The sequence below is a fragment of the Streptomyces sp. NPDC005262 genome, from assembly GCF_042872425.1.
GTDB lineage: Bacteria > Actinomycetota > Actinomycetes > Streptomycetales > Streptomycetaceae > Streptomyces.
This window is the reverse complement of the sequence record NZ_JBIAKK010000006.1, coordinates 353158-369272: the sequence shown is the minus strand read 5'-3', so window position 1 is coordinate 369272 and position 16115 is coordinate 353158. Positions and strand designations below refer to the sequence as shown.

Sequence of the window (16115 nt, the reverse complement as noted above, 5' to 3'; positions counted from 1 at the left end):
GACGGCGCCCCTGCCTGAGGGCTGTCGAGCCCGGCCGGCCTTCGCTCATCGATGACGCCCTGAGCCGCCCGCTGATCCACCAGGGATTGCGGAACCGCCCTCAGGACGAACCGAGTTCCTGCTGTATGCGGCGCGAAGGCCGGAACGTGTAGAGGTCGAGGATGTCGGGGGCGTCCGCGAGGCCGGGACCACCCGCTTCGACCCACGCGATGATGTCGGCGACGGCATCCGGGTCGTTGACGAGGCCGAGCCAGACCGGACGTCCCCCCGCCCTTCTGCCCTCGGCCGAGGGCTGCACGACGATGACATTGGCCTGCTCGCAGGCGTCCAGGCAGTCCACGGCACGCACCGCGGCGATCTCGCCGATGGACCGGCGCAGAGCTGCGAGCTGGCCGGCATGGTCCACGTCCGGGATCTTCGGCGTACCGCAGCAGCAGCCCCGGCAGACGCTGACGGTGGGCCGGGGTGCGCCCGGAGCGGATGCGGCCTTGCGGGTGCGGCGGCTCATACGGGGACGCTTCCGGTCGTGGCGCGGGTGAGGGAGCGGGCGCGGATGATCACCGTGGGACTGTACCGAGCGCAGTGATGTCGAACACTTGAGCCCCTCCGGCGCCGGTCGCTGCGGGCGGGTGAGGTAAAGTTGGTGGCTGCGAAGGGGAGTAGCCCCGCAAACCGGTCGTCGACACACTGGAACCCTCGGGTTCCCGGTGGCCGGGCTCGTAGATCGTTACGGGCGGGCGAGACCTTCGGTCAGGTATGACACGCCCGCGCCCTGTGGGCGCTGCAGTCATGCCGGGCCGAGTGGTCCTCCGAAAGCCCGAGTGGCGCTTCGCGGAAAGACCCGGGGCCCGGCTCTCACAGAAAGCCACCCGGAATGCATCTCGACCCCCTGGCGATCGTCACCGCCTTCGGGCTGATCTTCCTCGCGGAGCTCCCCGACAAGACCATGTTCGCGTCGCTGGCCATGGGCACACGCATGCGGCCGCTCTATGTCTGGTTCGGCACCTCGTCCGCGTTCCTCGTGCATGTCGCGATCGCCGTCGGCGCCGGCGGTCTGATCGGGCTGCTGCCCGACTGGATCGTCAAGCTCGTCTCGGCGGCCCTCTTCGCGTTCGGCGCGTTCATGCTGCTGCGCGGCGGGGGTGACGACGGCGACGAGGACAGCGAAGTCAAGACCGTGACCGGCTTCTGGCCTGTCTACTCGACCGCGTTCATGGCGGTCTTCATCAGTGAATGGGGCGACCTCACCCAGATCACCACGGCCAACCTGGCCGCCAGTAACGGCACGTGGTCCACGGCCATCGGATCCCTGGCCGCGCTGATGTCCGTCTCCGCACTGGCGCTGCTCGCCGGACGCTTCATCGCGAAGCGGGTTCCGCTCGGCACGGTCCAGCGCATCGGCGGGCTGTGCATGCTGGGGCTGGCGATCTGGTCGGTGGTCGAGATCTTCACGGCCTGAGCCGGTTCCGTCACGCAGCCGGACACGGCGAAGCCCGACGGTCGCCCCGTGCGACCGTCGGGCTTCGCCGTGTCCGGATCACAGCCCTCAGAACAGCATCTGGGTGTCGTCCGCTGTGCCGTTCTCGAAGGCCAGCAGCCGCTGCTTGCGTTCGAGACCGCCGCCGTAGCCGGTCAGGCTGCCTGCCGCGCCGATGACCCGGTGGCACGGAACGATGATCCCCACGGGGTTCCTGCCGTTGGCGAGGCCCACCGCGCGTGAGGCGCCCGGCTTGCCCAGGCGGTCGGCGAGTTCTCCGTACGAACGGGTCTCCCCGTACGGGATCTGCCGGAGCTGCTCCCACACGCTGCGCTGGAACGGCGTTCCGTCCAGATGCAGTGGCAGATCGAACTCCCGCAGTCCGCCCGCGAAGTAGGCGTCCAACTGTCGGATCGTCTCCTGGAAGGGGCGAGGATCGGGGTCGCCGAAGGTCTCCTCGGGCGGGCGGTGCCGCTGTTCGGTCATATAGAGGCCCGAGAGCACGCCGTCGGTGGCGACGAGGGTGAGCGGGCCGTACGGGCTGTCGACGACCATGTGCCGCCGGGTCGCGAGATGTGTCGCAGTCATGCGAGAACTCCCTTATACGGGCAGGTGGTTGATGGGGTGGTCGTCGACGGTCCACAGATACTGGACCGCGTACGCCCGCCAGGGGCGCCAGGCCGCCGCGCGTGCGGTGAGCGCCGCGGGCGTGGACGGGAGGCCGAGTTCCAGCGCCGCCCGCCGGATGCCGAGGTCGGTGGGGAGAAAGGCGTCCGGATCACCGAGCGCCCGCATGGCGATGACCTCGACGGTCCACGGCCCGAAGCCGGGCAGTGCGGTCAGTTCGGCCCGGGCCTTCTCCCAGTCGCTGTCGGTGCCGAGCCGCAACGAGCCGTCGGCGAGCGCACCGACGAGTGTGGTGAGGGTGGTGCGGCGGCTGCGGGGCAGGGCGAGCTGTTCGGGGTCGAGGCATGCCAGCGCCCCGGGTGTCGGGAAGAGGTGGGTGAGGCCGCCCTCCGGGTCATCCACAGGGATGCCGTGTGCGGTGACCAGACGGGCCGCGTGGGTGCGGGCGGCGGCCGTCGAGACCTGCTGGCCGAGCACCGCCCGTACGGCGAACTCGGCGCCGTCGACGGTACGCGGCACCCGCCGCCCCGGGGCCTTGTCGATCAGCGGCGCGAGCAGCGCATCGGCCCGCAACTGGTCGTCGACGGCGACCGGGTCGGCGTCCAGGTCGAGCAGCCAGCGGCAGCGGCTGATGGCGCGGGTGAGGTCGCGGGGATCGGTGAGGAAGAGCCGGCACGCGATGTGGTCGGGGTGCGGAGTGAGGGCGACGATGCCGTGCCCGTACGGAAGGGTGAGCGTGCGGCGGTAGGCGCCGTCGCGCCACTCCTCGACGCCGGGTACCGCTGTCGCGGCGAGGTGGCCGAAGAGGTTGGACGGGTTGAGCGGCGCCCGGTACGGCAGCCTCAGCGCGATCACGCCTGGTGTAGCCGGCGTCTTCACCGACCGTGCGGCGCGGGTGCGCAGCTCGCCGGGCGCGAGGGCGAAGACCTCACGGACGCTGTCGTTGAAGGTACGGACGGATGAGAACCCGGCTGCGAACGCCACGTCGGCCATGGGGAGTTCGGTCGTCTCGATGAGCAGCCGGGCGGTCTGGGCGCGCTGGGCCCGGGCCAGGGCCAACGGGCCGGCGCCCAGCTCGGCGAGGAGCTGGCGTTCGATCTGGCGGGCGGAGTAGCCGAGCCGGGCGGCCAGCCCCGGCACGCCCTCGCGGTCGACGACCCCGTCCCTGATGAGGCGCATCGCGCGGGCGACCGAGTCGGCGCGGGCGTTCCACTCCGGGGAGCCGGGGCTGGTGTCGGGCCGGCACCGCTTGCAGGCGCGGAATCCGGCCTGCTGGCAGGCGGCGGCGCTGGGGTAGAAGGTCATGTTCTCGACCTTGGGCGGCACGACGGGGCAGCTCGGACGGCAGTAGATCCGGGTGGTCAGGACCGCCGTGAAGAACCAGCCGTCGAAGCGGGCGTCCTTGGCCCGGACGGCCCGTACGCAGCGCTCGGTGTCGGTGTACATGCCTCAAGCATGGGTCACCGGGTGCGAGGGGGCTGGCGAGAATCCGACATCAACCTTGCGCTGCCAGGACCTCTTCGAACTCCACGAACGCGTGTGCGTCGAAAAGCACGAACCGCACCTCCTCGACCGGCGCGGCAGCCTCCGCCAACACGGTACGGACGGCGATGCGCGCGCCGTCGTCCATGGGCCAGCCGTAGATGCCGGTCGAGATGGCGGGAAAGGCCACGGTACGGGCGCCCAGCTCGGCGGCCACCCGCAGCGATTCGCGGTAGCAGGAGGCCAGCAGTGCGGACCGGTCCTCGGCACTGCTCCAGACCGGCCCCACCGTGTGGACCACCCATCGGGCGTCGAGCCGGCCGGCGGTCGTGGCGACCGCCTGGCCGGTGGGCAGCCCCTTTCCGTACTGCGAGGCACGCAGCTCCCGGCACGCGGCGAGGATCTCCGGACCGCCCTGCCGGTGGATCGCTCCGTCGACTCCACCGCCGCCGAGCAGCGAGGAATTCGCCGCGTTGACGACGACGTCGACGGACTGCTGGGTGATGTCACCACGTACCAGGGTGACGGTGACGGCCTCAGGTGTGCGCATGTGGCCATGATGCCGTGTCCCCGTCGCCCGGACGGCGGTTGGCGCCCCGGAGGAGGGTTTTTCGGTGCTCCGGCCGGAGCGGGGCACCGAAGCCCTTCCGTCGGTCAGGACGACCGGGCCGCATCGGCCGGCTCCGGCCGCCGAGCGCCCCGTCGTGCTGTCCGGCAGCGGGCCGCCCGCTACAAGGGGCCCCGGCGACACCGCCTCGTAGTCCGACGTCGCCTTCGGCCTGCTCCCACTCACCGGCTTCGCGTACACACCGCGCACCACGGGAGGAACGTCAAGACGCCGCACACCTGCGGACGGCCGACGAGCCCGGCCACCGCAGCCGGATCAAGGCGCGGGTCACCCTCCGGCGCGGCCGGGTCCTGTCACGAACTGCCGGGCCGGCCGGGCGCGGAGGGCAGGACGAAGGCGGCCGTCATGTGGCCCGGGAATCGGCCGTCAGACGGCCCGGGAAGAGGAGGGGGCGACAAGCGCACGGCGCACAGCGAGAACAGGCCGGCGTGGCCGGTGTCGGCCCGCGCCGCCTGCCGGAGGCCTCGGCGCCCCGGACCGCGTCGAGGTATTCAGGCCGCCCGGAGCCTTCGCCAGACCGCCTTCGCCGCATGGTGGCCGGGCATCCCGTGCACCCCGGGGCCGGGAGGGGTGGCCGAGGAGCACAGGAACACCGCCGGGTGCGCCGTCGCGTACGGCACGCGGGCGAGCTTCGGCCGGATCACCGTCTGCAGTCCGGCGAACGCGCCGCAGGCGATGTCACCGCCGACGTAATTGGCGTTGCGCACGGCGAGTTGCGGCGGACCCGCCACGGCGCGGGCGAGCACCAGATCGCGGAAGCCGGGCGCGAACCGCTCCAGCTGCCGCTCGATGACTTCGGTGGCGTCGCCCTCCCAGCCCGCCGGGACATGCCCGTACGCCCAGAAGACATGGCGGCCCTCCGGCGCGCGCGACGGGTCGAAGAGGCTGGGCTGCGCGGTGATCAGGAACGGCACGCTCGGGTCGCGGCCCGTCACCGCGGCGCGCAGCGCGCCCTCGATCTCACCGGCCGTGGGGCCGACATGGACCGTGCCGGCCCGCCGTGCCTCCTTCGCGGTCCAGGGGACGGGGCCCGACAGGGCATAGTCGATCTTGAAACAGGAGGCGCCGTACCGGTAGCCGCGGTAGGCGTGACCCAGTCCGGCGATCCGGGCGAGCGCGGTCGGCGAGGTGTCGAAGACATAGGCGCGCGCGGGCGGGAGCTCGTCGAGGCGCTTGACCTCCGTGCCGGTTCGGATCGCGCCGCCCAGTTCGCGTATGTACGAGGCGAGGGCGTCCGAGATGGCCTGTGAGCCGCCGCGCGGCACCGGCCACCCGTTCTCGTGTGCGGCGAGCGCGAAGAGCAGGGCGATGCCGCCGGTGGCGACTCCGCTGGTGGGAGCTATGGCGTGGGCGGCGAGCCCGGCGAACAGGCCGCGCGCCTTCGCGCCCTTGAAGCGGCGGGAAAGCAGCGTGGCGGGCTGGATCGCGTCCAGTCCGAACCGTGCCCAGTGGTACGGGTCGCGCGGCAGCCCGTCCCACGGGGTCCGCAGGAAATCCTGGGCGAGCGTGTCCCAGTGGCCGAGGTACGGGGCGAGCAGTCTGCGGTACGCTCCCGCGTCCTGCGGCCCCAGCGACATGGCGCTCTCCCCCACCGACCCGGTGAGAATCGCGGCGGAGCCGTCCGGGAAGGGGTGGGCGAGCGACAGTTCGGGCTGGATCCACTCCAGACCGTGCCGGGCCAGCGGCATCGCGGCGAACGCGGGCGAGCCGATGCCCAGCGGGTGCACGGCGGAACACGGGTCGTGGCGGAAGCCGGGGAGGGTGAGCTCCTCGGTGCGGGCGCCGCCTCCGATGGTCTCGGCCGCCTCGAACACCTCCACCGAGAAACCACGGCGGGCCAGTTCTGCGGCGGCGGTCAGTCCGTTGGGTCCCGCCCCCACGACGACGGCATCGAGCATCGACGGCACCTGCGGACTCCTTTGTCAGCCGACGGCCAAGAGACTCAAGGATATTCCGCAGCACCGACAGCCGGGCCGCGGGTAACGTAACGTCCCTGCGGATGAAGAGGGATTCGCTGGAAGTATCACTCATCGACGACATGGCGGCGCCGCTGGCCGCATTGCCCGGCGTCCGCGCCGTCGTCCTCGGCGGCAGCCGTGCCCGTGGCACGCACCGCCCGGACTCCGACTGGGACCTCGGCGTCTACTACCGGGGCGCTCCCGACCTGGCCGCCCTGACCGCACTCGCGTGCGAGGTGCAGGGCTCCCCGGTGGAGGTGGCGGGTCCCGGCGACTGGGGTCCGTGGGTCAACGGCGGTGCGTGGCTGCGGGTCGACGGCACTCCGGTGGACTGGATCCTGCGCGACCTGGACCGGGTCGAGCAGGTCTGGTCCGACTGCCGTGAGGGCCACTTCGAGGTGGGCGTCCAGCCCGGCCACCCGCTTGGGTTCTGGTCCCCCTGCTATCCGGGCGAGGTGGCGCTCGGCCGCGTACTGGCCGACCCTTCCAATGAGCTGGCGGAGCTTCAGCGGGAGACCCGCGGCTACCCGGAGCCGCTGCGCAAGGCGCTCATCGAGGCCGCCTGGGAGGCGGACTTCTCGGTGGACGCAGCACGGAAATCGGCCCCCTCCGGCGACACCCTGCATGTCGCACTGTGCCTGTCGAAGGCGTTCGGCATCCTCGTCCAGTCCCTCCACGCCCATCACCGCACCTGGTGCCTGAACGAGAAGGGCGCGCTGGCGGCGGCCGCGCTGCTGCCGCGGACTCCGGCGGACTTCGCCGAGCGGGTGGGCCTGGCGCTGCGGGGGCTGGACGCGGCGGCTGTGGAGACGGCGGGGGCCGTGGTGCGGGATGTGCGGGCGGTGCTCCGGTGACCGGAGCCGCGGGTGGCCGTCTCCGGCTTAGGATCCGGTCATGATCGCTGAACTTCAGTGCGTGGTGCTCGACTGCCCCGATCCCGTACGTCTCGCCGAGTTCTACCGCTCGGTCGTGGGCGGCCGGGTCAACGAGCCGGACCCTCGGTGGGGGCTCGACGAGAACTGGGCGACGCTGCACACGGACGCCGGTCTCGTCCTGGCGTTCCAGCGGGCTGCGGATCATCGGCCGCCGCAGTGGCCGGACCCCGCGCGGCCCCAGCAGTTCCATCTGGACTTCGGTGTGCCGGACCTGGACGCGGCGCAGGCGGAGGTCGTCGCGGCCGGCGCTTCCGTGCTCGACGACGGCAGCGCGGACGGTGCCGGGGAGGCGGACCCGGAGCGCGCCGAGCGGCCGTGGCGGATCTGTGCCGATCCGGCGGGGCATCCGTTCTGCCTGGTCCTGCACCGGGCGCAGCAGCCGTAGCCAGGTCTTCGCGGGGGGTGGCCCGGCTCGCTCGTTGTGGACGGCCGGCCGACGCGAGCCCCGTGGGGCCAGGTCATCCTCCGGCGCGCAGTGCCTCCAGGATCCGCTCGGCCGTCGCCTCGTCACGGGCGGCCGTGAAGGGCAGGGCGTTGCCGCCGGTGACGCGGAACGGGGCGCCCGAGAGCGTGGCCTGGGCACCGCCCGCCTCGGTGACCAGCAGCAGGCCCGCCGCGTGGTCCCAGGCGTACTCCCAGTTGAAGGCGACCGCGTCCTGGTGGCCGCGGGCGACGGCCAGGTATTCGAGGCCCGCCGAGCCGCACGGGCGCGCGTCGATGCCTTCGGTGCGCAGGCCGAGCAGGGCACGCTTCTGGGCGTCGGAGGTGTAGTCGGGGTGCGACATGGCCACCTTGAGCACGGCGCCCGGCGCGGGCGATCCGGAATGTATGCGGACGCCATTCAGCGTGGCGCCCCGGCCGCGGACCGCGACCGCAATCTCGTCCAGGGCCGCGGCGTACGTCCACGAGGCGAGGAGTTCGCCGTGGTGGGCGAGGGCGACGAGCGTGCAGAAGCCCGGCTCACCGCGGACGAACTGGCGGGTGCCGTCGACCGGGTCGACGATCCAGACGGGTGCCTCGCCGCCCAGGGCGTCGTACACCTTCGGATCGGCGTGGACCGACTCCTCACCGACGACCACCGAGCCGGGCAGGAGCCGGGTCAGGGACGCGGTGAGGTGTTCCTCGGCAAGGCGGTCGGCGGTGGTGACGAGGTCGTGCGGACCGCTCTTCTCGACGATCTCGTGAGCGGCGAGCTGCCGGTAGCGCGGCATGATCTCGGCGGCGGCCGCTGCGCGGACCGCCGCCTCGACCTCGGTCAGGTCCCCGGCAAGGAAGTCATCGATCATGACCCCAGCTAAGCACGGTCCACCGGTTCCCTAACGACCTGGTCATGACGTGGAGGTGGCCGGTCAGCGGCCTACGGCGTACCCCTGCATGCCGCGCGGATTCGCGGCGGCGGAGAGCACCCCGGTCTCCGGGTCACGGGCGACCGCGCACATCCGGCCCTCGGACCACGGATCGCCGACCGTGACGTCATGGCCGCGGCGACGCAGCTCCTCGACGACCTCCGGGTCCATGCGCTCCTCGACCGTGACGCTGCCGGGCCGCATGCCGCGCGGGAAGAACGAGCCGGGGAAGCTGTCGTTGTGCCAGTTCGGTGCGTCGATGGCGCCCTGCAGGTCGAGTCCGCCCCGGACCTCGGCGCGCAGCGCGACGGCGAGGAAGAAGTGGACCTGCCACTGGTCCTGCTGGTCGCCTCCGGGCGTCCCGAACGCCATCACCGGGACGCCGTCGCGCAGGGCGAGGGACGGGGTGAGGGTGGTGCGGGGGCGGCGGCCGGGGGTGAGGGAGTTCGGCAGGCCCTCGTCGAGCCAGGCCATCTGGAGGCGGGTGCCGAGCGGGAAGCCGAGCTCCGGCACGACCGGGTTGGACTGCAGCCAGCCACCGCTGGGGGTGGCGGAGACCATGTTGCCCCACCGGTCGACGATGTCGACGTGGCAGGTGTCGCCACGCGTCGCGCCGTCCTTCGCGACGGTCGGCTCTCCGACGCCGGCCGCCGGGATGCCCATGGCGTCGAACCCGCCCTCGCCGGAGGCGACGGCGTGCGCGTGCTCGCTGAGGACCGGGGTGCGGCCGCCGGGGCTGCCGGGGCGCAGCTCGCGCGACGCCTCGTCGGTGATCAGTGCGCGCCGCTCGGCGTTGTAGGGCTCCGAGAGCAGTACGTCGAGGGGCACGTCGGCGGCGTCGCCGTACCAGGCCTCACGGTCGGCCATGGCGAGCTTGCACCCCTCGATGAGCAGGTGCACGTAGTCCGCGGAGCCGTACTGCGGGAGCTCGGCGGGGAGCAGGGCGAGCTGCTGGAGGAAGGCGGGGCCCTGGCTCCAGCCGCCGGCCTTGGCGAGCGTCCAGCCGTTCCAGTCGTACGTGGCGGGCGCCTCGTACGACGCGGACCAGCCGGACAGGTCGGCGGCGGTCAGGGTGCCGGTGTGGCGGCTGCCGCTGGTGTCCATGGTGGGGCGGGCGGCCTGGCGGACCAGCGCTTCGGCGATGAAGCCCTCGCTCCAGATCTTCCGTGCGGCGTCGATCTGCGCGATGCGGTCGTCGCCGCCGGTCTTCTCGGCCTCGGCGATCAGGCGGCGCCAGGTCGCGGCGAGGGCGGGATTGCGGAAGAGCTCGCCCGGCGCGGGGGACTTACCGCCGGGGAGATAGACGTCGGCGGAGGACCGCCACTCGGTCTCGAAGAGTTCGCGGACCGTCTCGACGGTCTGGCCTACCCGCTCGACGGGTGCGTGCCCGTCCTCCGCGTAGCCGATCGCGTACCGCAACACCTCGGCGACGGACTTGGTGCCGTGGTCGCGCAGCAGCAGCATCCAGGCGTCGAACGCACCGGGGACCGCGGCGGCCAGGGGGCCGGTGCCGGGGACGAGGTCCAGCCCGAGGGAGCGGTAGTGGGCGACGGTGGCGCCGGCGGGGGCCGGGCCCTGGCCGCAGAGGACCTGCACGTCGCCGTCGCTCGGCGCCAGGATCATCGGCACCTCACCGGCCGGGCCGTTGAGGTGCGGTTCGACGACGTGCAGGACGAATCCGGCGGCGACGGCGGCGTCATAGGCGTTGCCGCCGTCCTCCAGGACGGCCATCGCGGACTGCGAGGCGAGCCAGTGGGTGGAGGACACCATGCCGAAGGTGCCCTGAAGGGTCGGCCGGGTGGTGAACACGGATGTGGCTCCTAGCTGCGACGTACTGTGCGACGTACTTGCGTGTGGTTCGGATCGTATGTACGGGAGGTCAGGAGGCCGCGTCCGGGGCGGTCCCGTCCTCCTCGACGAGGTGACAGGAGACCTGCCGTCCGCCGGGCAGCTCGCGCAGGGCCGGCACCTCGGTGCGGCAGCGGTCCGTGGCGAGCGGGCAGCGGGTGTGGAAGCGGCAGCCTGCCGGGGGATCGAGCGGGCTGGGCAGTTCGCCGTGGAGCACGATGCGTTCGCGGGAGCGCTGCTCGACCGGGTCGGGGACGGGCGCGGCGGAGAGCAGCGCCTGGGTGTAGGGGTGCTTCGGGGAGGCGAACAGTTCCGCGGTCGGGGCCTGTTCGACGATCTGCCCGAGGTACATCACGGCGATCCGGTCGGCGAGGAACTCGACGGCGGCCAGGTCGTGGGTGATGAACAGGCAGCCGAACCCGCGATCACGCTGCAGGTCCGCGAGCAGATTGAGGACGGACGCCTGTACGGAGACGTCGAGCGCGGACGTCGGTTCGTCCGCGACGACCAGATCGGGGTCGCAGGAGAGCGCACGGGCGATGGAGATGCGCTGGCGCTGGCCGCCGGAGAGCTCGTGCGGATGCCGGTCGGCGTGCTCGGGACGCAGGCCGACCTGGGCGAGAAGCTGCTCGACCCGGGCGCGCACCTCCTCGCCCCGCGCCTGGCGGTGCAGCTTGATCGGTTCGGCGATGATCTGGCCGATGGTCATCCGCGGGTCGAGCGAGGACGACGGGTCCTGGAAGACCAGGTGGAAGTCCTTGCGCAGGGGGCGCAGGGCGCGGCGCGAGAGGTGGGTGACGTCGGTGCCGTTGATGCTGACGGTGCCGGCGGTCGGTTCGTCGAGGCGTACGGCGCAGCGGCCGACGGTCGACTTGCCGCTGCCGGATTCGCCGACGAGACCGACGACCTCGCCGCGGCCGATGGTGATCGAGACACCGTCGACGGCACGGACGGTGCCACCGCCGGAGGCATCGAAGTGCCGTTCCATGGCGGTGATTTCGAGTACCGGCACGTTCTGCCCGGCGGCTGCGTCGCTGCCGCGGGGTGCGGGGACCGTCTGCGCGGTGGTCACTCTCCGGCCTCCTGGTCGAGTGTGTCGGTCGTGTCGGGTGCGGGGGTGGTGTCCACGGCGGCGTCGGCGCCGTAGGGGTGCCAGCAGGCCGCCCGGTGGAGGGCGTCCGCGCCCGCCTTCGGGTCTATGGCCTTGAAGCCGGGCCGGCCACCGGTGCAGGTGTCGTCGGCGCGGCTGCACCGCGGGGCGAAGGTGCAGGCGTCCGGCTGGCTGTCGAGGCTCGGCACCAGGCCGGGGATCTCGGGGAGCCGCCGCTTGCCCTCGCCGCCGGGCCGCAGGACGGCGCCGAGCAGCCCACGGGTGTACGGGTGCCGGGCGGAGGCGAACAGGTCGTGGACCGGCGCCTGTTCGACGGAACGTCCGGCGTACATCACCAGCACCCGGTCGGCGGCGTCCGCCACCACGCCGAGGTCGTGGGTGACCAGGACGATCGCCGTGCCGAGCCGTTCGCGCAGCGACTGGAGCACTTCGAGGATGCCGGCCTGCACCGTGACGTCGAGTGCGGTGGTCGGCTCGTCCGCGATGAGTACGGACGGGTCGCAGGCCACGGCGATCGCGATCATCACGCGCTGCCGCATGCCGCCGGAGAGCTGGTGGGGGTACTCGTCGATACGGCGCTGCGGGGCCGGGATGCCGACCAGCTCGAGGAGTTCGACGGCCCTCGCCGTGGCGTCCTTCCTGCCCAGCCCCTGGTGCCTGCGCAGGACCTCGCCGATCTGCCGGCCGACGGTGAGGACCGGGTTGAGCGAGGTCATCGGCTCCTGGAAGATCATCGCGATGTCCTTGCCGCGAACCTTCTGGAGCTCCTTCTCGTGGGCGCCGACCAGTTCCCGGCCACCGAGCCTGATGGAACCGCCCACCTGCGCGGTGGGCGGGAGCAGGCCCATCACGGCCATGGAGGTGACGGACTTTCCGCACCCCGACTCCCCCACCACGGCGAGGACTTCGCCGGGTGCGAGGTCGTAGGAGACACCGTCGACGGCGTGCACGGTCCGGGTGTCGGAGCGGAACGACACCGACAGGTCGCGGACGCTCAGGACCGGCTCACGCACCGGTTCCCGTACGGGTTCGAGGACGGTCTCGGTCATCGGGTGCCTCCGCGGGGGTCGAGGACGTCACGCAATCCGTCGCCGAGCAGGTTGAAGGCCAGCGTCGCCGCGACGATCGCCAGGCCGGGGAAGACGGCGAGCCAGGGCGCGGGCGCCAGGAAGGACTGGGCGCCGGAGAGCATCACGCCGAGCGACGGGGCCGGCGGCTGGACGCCGAGGCCGAGGAAACTGAGCAGCGCCTCGCCGATGATCGCGGCGGGGATGCCTACGGTCGCCTGCACGATGAGTGCCGAGGTCGCGTTGGGCAGGATGTGCCGGAAGAGCACGGTGCCGTCGCCACCACCGTTGGCGATGGCCGCGCCGACGTAGTCGACGTGCTTGAGCCGCAGGGTCTCGGCCCGGGTGATGCGGATGACTGCGGGGATCTGCGAGATACCGATGGCGATGGTGGCGTTGCTCAGCGACGGGCCGAGGATCGCGGCCAGGCCGACGGCGAGCACCAGGAACGGGAACGCCAGCATGGTGTCGGTGAGCCGGGAGATGGTGCTGTCCGCGAACCGGCCGTAGTAGCCGCCGACCAGGCCGAGGGGTACGCCGATGACGAAGGCCAGTACGACGGCGACGAGGCCGACCTGCATGGAGGCACGTGCCCCGTACACGATGCGGGAGAGCTGGTCGCGTCCGAGGTCGTCGGTGCCGAGCCAGTGGGCCCAGCTGGGTTCGGCGAGCACGTTCCCGAAGTTCGGCTGGGCGGGGTCGTACGGAGCGATCAGTGGCGCGAGGAGCGCGGTGAGGACGAAGACGGCGGCGATGATGCCGCCGGTGAGGGCGAGCCGGTTCTTGCGCAGAGCGCGGAGCCGGCCGCTGCTCGGCCGCTTCCTGGTCGCCTCTGGGGTGGTGGGGAGCGCTGTGGTCGCGGTGGTCACCGGGCACCTCCGAGCCGGATGCGCGGGTCGATGACCGAATAGACCACGTCGACCAGCAGATTGATGAGGATGTACGCGGCGGAGGTGCAGAGCACCACAGCCTGGAGTGTCGCGTAGTCGCGGGTGAAGACGGCGTCGATGGTGAGCTTGCCGAAGCCGGGCAGGACGAAGATCTGCTCGGTGACGACGGCGCCGGAGATCAGATGGCCGAGCTGGAGACCCAGGACGGTCACGACGGTGACGAGCGAGTTGCGCAGGGCGTGCCCGCCGACGACGGACCGCTTCGACAGCCCCTTGGCACGGGCGGTACGGACGTAGTCGGCGGAGAGCGAGTCGAGCATCGCGGCCCGGGTCTGCCGCATCACGACCGCGGCGAGTCCGGAGCCGAGGACGATCGCGGGCAGCACCATGCGGCGCAAGTTGTCGACCGGGTCGGTGCCGAACGGTACGTAGCCGGATGCGGCGAACACCGGGACGGCGATGGCGAATCCGAGAACCAGCACGATGCCGAGCCAGAAGGTCGGGACGGAGAGGCCGATCAGCGCGATGACGTTGGCCAGCCACTCCTCCGGCTTGCCGCGCCGCACGGCGGCGACGACTCCGGCGCCGATACCGAGGACGACGGCGAGCAGCAGGGAGAGCGCCGCCAGTTCCAGGGTGACGGGCAGGGCCTGGCCGATGGCGTCGGCGACCGGGAGTCCGGTACGGGAGGAGGTGCCGAGGTCGCCGGTGAGGGCGTGCCCGATGAACCGTCCGTACTGCACGACGATGTTGTCGTTGAGCCCGTACGCCTCGCGGATCGCGGCGAGTGCCTCGGGGCTGCGTTCCTCGCCGGCGAGGGCGAGCGCCGGGTCGCCGGGCAGGGCCCGGATTCCGGCGAACACCACGATGGAGACGAGGAAGAGCGTGATGAGGGACTGACGAAGGCGCGTCAGCAGGTATTTCGTCATCGGGTGTACCCCGCAGTCTTGACCCGGACCAGACCGTCGCCGTAGACGCGGATGCCCGCGACGGACTTGGTGGCGACGACGTAGTTCTTCTGCCGGTAGAGGTAGATCATCGTGTGGGCGTCCTGAACGCGCCGGGTCAGCTCGTTGTAGATCTTGGTGCGTCGCGCCGGGTCGGCGACGGCGCGGCCCTCGTCGATCAGCCGGTCGATCTCGGGGTCGCCGAGGCCGTAGGCGTTCATGGCGCCCGCTGTCCTGAGGAAGTTGGAGACGTTGCCGTCCGGGTCGAGCCGGCCTGACCAGCCGCTGGTGAAGACGTCGTAGTGCCCGGCGTCGGTCTCCGAGAGCATGGTGGCGTACTCGGTGGGCCGCAGGGAGAGATCGAAGCCGGCCTCCTTGACCATGGCCTGGAGGACCTGCCCGACGCGCCCCTGTTCGGGGGTGGTGGAGGTCTTCAGCTCGATCTTCACCGGGGTCTTCACCCCGGCCTCCTTCAGCAGCTTCTTCGCTTTGGCGACATCACGCCTCGGACAGTCCTGGGGCTTGACGCCGGGGGCGATGGCGGACTGCGGGGAGATCGGGCTGCAGGCCGGCTCGTACATGCCCTGGAAGACGACCTTGTTGAGTGTCTCGCGGTCGATGGCGAGCTCGAACGCCTCACGGACCCGGACGTCCCGGGCTATCGGGGTGTCGAGCTTGCCCGGCTTCTTGCCGAGGCCGTGCACATTGCCGACGTTGAGTCCGATGCCCTGGTAGCCGAGCGACGGCGAGTTGAAGAGCTGGAGCTTGGGCTCCGTCAGCGCGCTCTGGACGTCGATGGGGCCCATCTGGTCGCCGACCTGGAGGTCGCCGGAGCGCAGGTTGGCGAGCCGGACGTTGCCGTCGGGGATCGGCTTGTAGACGACCCCGTCGAGGTGGACCTTGTCCGCGTCGTAGTAGTTGGGGTCCTTCTTCAACACGATCCGGTCGCCGCCGACCCGCTCGACGAACCGGAACGGGCCGACGCAGGACGGGTGGTTCGTGAAGTTCTTCCCGTACTTCTTGAGCGCGGTCGGTGACATCACCATCCCGGCCCGGTCGGCGAGCACACCGGTGAGCGGCACGTACGGGTGGTCGAGTTCCATCCGTACGGTGTACGGACCGGTGGCCCGCACGGACTTGACCGGGGCGAGTTCGGTGCCGCGCGCGGATCCGGGCAGATCGCGGTGGCGCAGCAGCGAGGTGACGACGGCGTCGGCATCGAGCCTCGTGCCGTCGCTGAACTTCAGGTCGTGGCGCAGCCGGACGGTGACGGTGCGCCCGTCGGCCGAGGTGGCGGGCAGCGCGGCGGCGAGCTGCGGTACGACCGCGCCGTCCTCGTCGATGTCGTAGAGCTTCTCGCACATGCCCGCGAAGACCGTACGGCCGACGAGGGTCTGGGCCAGGGTGGGGTCGAGTTTGTCCGGGTCGGAGTTGAGAGCAACAGTCAGTGTCCCGCCGTCGCGTACGGACCGTTCATCGGTTTTCCGCACACCGCCGACCTCGGTCGCCGAGGACTGCAATGACGCGCAGCCCGAGGTGAGGGACACCAATGCAACTGCCACCAGGGCAACCGCTTTTCGGCGCACGAGGGCCTACCTCCTGCCAGAGGATGATCAAGGAATATCGCCGACCGTATTTCGCATACAGTCCGCAGGGCAAGAGGGGTTCCCACATAGCGGACGGTTTTCACTGACGATCGGATAACGGAAGGGTGTCGAGCGCGGAACGGCCGGGCGGATTGACCTCGATGCCCTGTTAAGGCCTCGGGACCGCCACGCCCGGCCACTTCCGCCGGCCCG

The 16115-nt window shown here is 71.6% G+C and carries 15 protein-coding genes; 3 read left to right on the top strand and 12 right to left on the bottom strand.

The annotated features are described in order from the left end of the window. Positions 1 to 100 precede the first annotated feature (100 nt). Entirely contained in the window at positions 101 to 508 is a 408-nt protein-coding gene (locus ACFYP5_RS18720) for a (2Fe-2S) ferredoxin domain-containing protein (protein WP_389036910.1), read from the bottom strand. Positions 509 to 874: 366 nt separating this feature from the next. Between ACFYP5_RS18720 and ACFYP5_RS18715 the strand changes: the two genes are divergently transcribed. Continuing rightward, positions 875 to 1459, top strand: coding sequence for a TMEM165/GDT1 family protein (locus ACFYP5_RS18715; protein ID WP_389036907.1), 585 nt, complete (start codon positions 875 to 877; stop codon positions 1457 to 1459). 87 nt (positions 1460 to 1546) lie between these two features. On the opposite strand, the gene ACFYP5_RS18710 is transcribed toward ACFYP5_RS18715, so the two are convergent. From ACFYP5_RS18710 to ACFYP5_RS18695, 4 genes are all read right to left on the bottom strand, one after another. Next, positions 1547 to 2065 carry a methylated-DNA--[protein]-cysteine S-methyltransferase gene (locus ACFYP5_RS18710; RefSeq protein WP_389036905.1) on the bottom strand — a complete coding sequence of 173 codons (519 nt, stop codon included), beginning with the start codon at positions 2063 to 2065 and terminating at the stop codon, positions 1547 to 1549. 12 nt (positions 2066 to 2077) lie between these two features. Further along, entirely contained in the window at positions 2078 to 3550 is a 1473-nt protein-coding gene (locus tag ACFYP5_RS18705) for an AlkA N-terminal domain-containing protein (RefSeq protein WP_389036902.1), read from the bottom strand. A gap of 49 nt (positions 3551 to 3599) precedes the next feature. Next, entirely contained in the window at positions 3600 to 4136 is a 537-nt protein-coding gene (locus tag ACFYP5_RS18700) for an O-acetyl-ADP-ribose deacetylase (protein ID WP_327127517.1), read from the bottom strand. Positions 4137 to 4705: 569 nt separating this feature from the next. Continuing rightward, entirely contained in the window at positions 4706 to 6121 is a 1416-nt protein-coding gene (locus tag ACFYP5_RS18695) for a phytoene desaturase family protein (RefSeq protein WP_389036899.1), read from the bottom strand. Between the two features lie 92 nt (positions 6122 to 6213). Between ACFYP5_RS18695 and ACFYP5_RS18690 the strand changes: the two genes are divergently transcribed. Together ACFYP5_RS18690 and ACFYP5_RS18685 are read left to right on the top strand one after the other, a co-directional pair. Next, complete coding sequence (locus ACFYP5_RS18690) at positions 6214 to 7026, top strand: nucleotidyltransferase family protein (protein ID WP_389036896.1); 813 nt, start codon at positions 6214 to 6216, stop codon at positions 7024 to 7026. A 40-nt stretch (positions 7027 to 7066) separates the two neighbouring features. Further along, positions 7067 to 7492, top strand: coding sequence for a VOC family protein (locus ACFYP5_RS18685; protein ID WP_389036893.1), 426 nt, complete (start codon positions 7067 to 7069; stop codon positions 7490 to 7492). A gap of 73 nt (positions 7493 to 7565) precedes the next feature. On the opposite strand, the gene ACFYP5_RS18680 is transcribed toward ACFYP5_RS18685, so the two are convergent. The 7 genes from ACFYP5_RS18680 to ACFYP5_RS18650 all read right to left on the bottom strand — a co-directional run bounded on the left by ACFYP5_RS18680 (position 7566) and on the right by ACFYP5_RS18650 (position 15878). Beyond that, entirely contained in the window at positions 7566 to 8393 is an 828-nt protein-coding gene (locus ACFYP5_RS18680) for an inositol monophosphatase family protein (RefSeq protein WP_389036890.1), read from the bottom strand. A gap of 63 nt (positions 8394 to 8456) precedes the next feature. Continuing rightward, on the bottom strand, positions 8457 to 10262 hold the full coding sequence (locus ACFYP5_RS18675; protein ID WP_389036887.1) for a gamma-glutamyltransferase family protein: 1806 nt from the start codon (positions 10260 to 10262) through the stop codon (positions 8457 to 8459). Between the two features lie 70 nt (positions 10263 to 10332). Continuing rightward, positions 10333 to 11289: an ABC transporter ATP-binding protein gene (locus ACFYP5_RS18670; protein ID WP_389037092.1), complete on the bottom strand. Its 957-nt coding sequence runs from the start codon at positions 11287 to 11289 to the stop codon at positions 10333 to 10335. An 80-nt stretch (positions 11290 to 11369) separates the two neighbouring features. After that, positions 11370 to 12461 carry an ABC transporter ATP-binding protein gene (locus ACFYP5_RS18665; protein WP_389036884.1) on the bottom strand — a complete coding sequence of 364 codons (1092 nt, stop codon included), beginning with the start codon at positions 12459 to 12461 and terminating at the stop codon, positions 11370 to 11372. Beyond that, complete coding sequence (locus tag ACFYP5_RS18660) at positions 12458 to 13348, bottom strand: ABC transporter permease (protein WP_389036881.1); 891 nt, start codon at positions 13346 to 13348, stop codon at positions 12458 to 12460. Before ACFYP5_RS18660 ends, ACFYP5_RS18665 begins: the two co-directional genes overlap by 4 nt. Continuing rightward, positions 13345 to 14298: an ABC transporter permease gene (locus ACFYP5_RS18655; protein WP_330247100.1), complete on the bottom strand. Its 954-nt coding sequence runs from the start codon at positions 14296 to 14298 to the stop codon at positions 13345 to 13347. Before ACFYP5_RS18655 ends, ACFYP5_RS18660 begins: the two co-directional genes overlap by 4 nt. Beyond that, positions 14295 to 15878, bottom strand: coding sequence for an ABC transporter substrate-binding protein (locus tag ACFYP5_RS18650; protein ID WP_389036878.1), 1584 nt, complete (start codon positions 15876 to 15878; stop codon positions 14295 to 14297). Before ACFYP5_RS18650 ends, ACFYP5_RS18655 begins: the two co-directional genes overlap by 4 nt. Positions 15879 to 16115: the final 237 nt, after the last annotated feature.

What these genes read in the sequence shown, in the direction of transcription:
- ACFYP5_RS18720 (WP_389036910.1), bottom strand. Translation starts at nt 508, where the DNA reads ATGAGCCGCCGCACCCGCAAGGCCGCATCCGCTCCGGGCGCACCCCGG.
- ACFYP5_RS18715 (WP_389036907.1), top strand. Translation starts at nt 875, where the DNA reads ATGCATCTCGACCCCCTGGCGATCGTCACCGCCTTCGGGCTGATCTTC.
- ACFYP5_RS18710 (WP_389036905.1), bottom strand. Translation starts at nt 2,065, where the DNA reads ATGACTGCGACACATCTCGCGACCCGGCGGCACATGGTCGTCGACAGC.
- ACFYP5_RS18705 (WP_389036902.1), bottom strand. Translation starts at nt 3,550, where the DNA reads ATGTACACCGACACCGAGCGCTGCGTACGGGCCGTCCGGGCCAAGGAC.
- ACFYP5_RS18700 (WP_327127517.1), bottom strand. Translation starts at nt 4,136, where the DNA reads ATGCGCACACCTGAGGCCGTCACCGTCACCCTGGTACGTGGTGACATC.
- ACFYP5_RS18690 (WP_389036896.1), top strand. Translation starts at nt 6,214, where the DNA reads ATGAAGAGGGATTCGCTGGAAGTATCACTCATCGACGACATGGCGGCG.
- ACFYP5_RS18685 (WP_389036893.1), top strand. Translation starts at nt 7,067, where the DNA reads ATGATCGCTGAACTTCAGTGCGTGGTGCTCGACTGCCCCGATCCCGTA.
- ACFYP5_RS18680 (WP_389036890.1), bottom strand. Translation starts at nt 8,393, where the DNA reads ATGATCGATGACTTCCTTGCCGGGGACCTGACCGAGGTCGAGGCGGCG.
- ACFYP5_RS18670 (WP_389037092.1), bottom strand. Translation starts at nt 11,289, where the DNA reads ATGGAACGGCACTTCGATGCCTCCGGCGGTGGCACCGTCCGTGCCGTC.
- ACFYP5_RS18665 (WP_389036884.1), bottom strand. Translation starts at nt 12,461, where the DNA reads ATGACCGAGACCGTCCTCGAACCCGTACGGGAACCGGTGCGTGAGCCG.
- ACFYP5_RS18655 (WP_330247100.1), bottom strand. Translation starts at nt 14,298, where the DNA reads ATGACGAAATACCTGCTGACGCGCCTTCGTCAGTCCCTCATCACGCTC.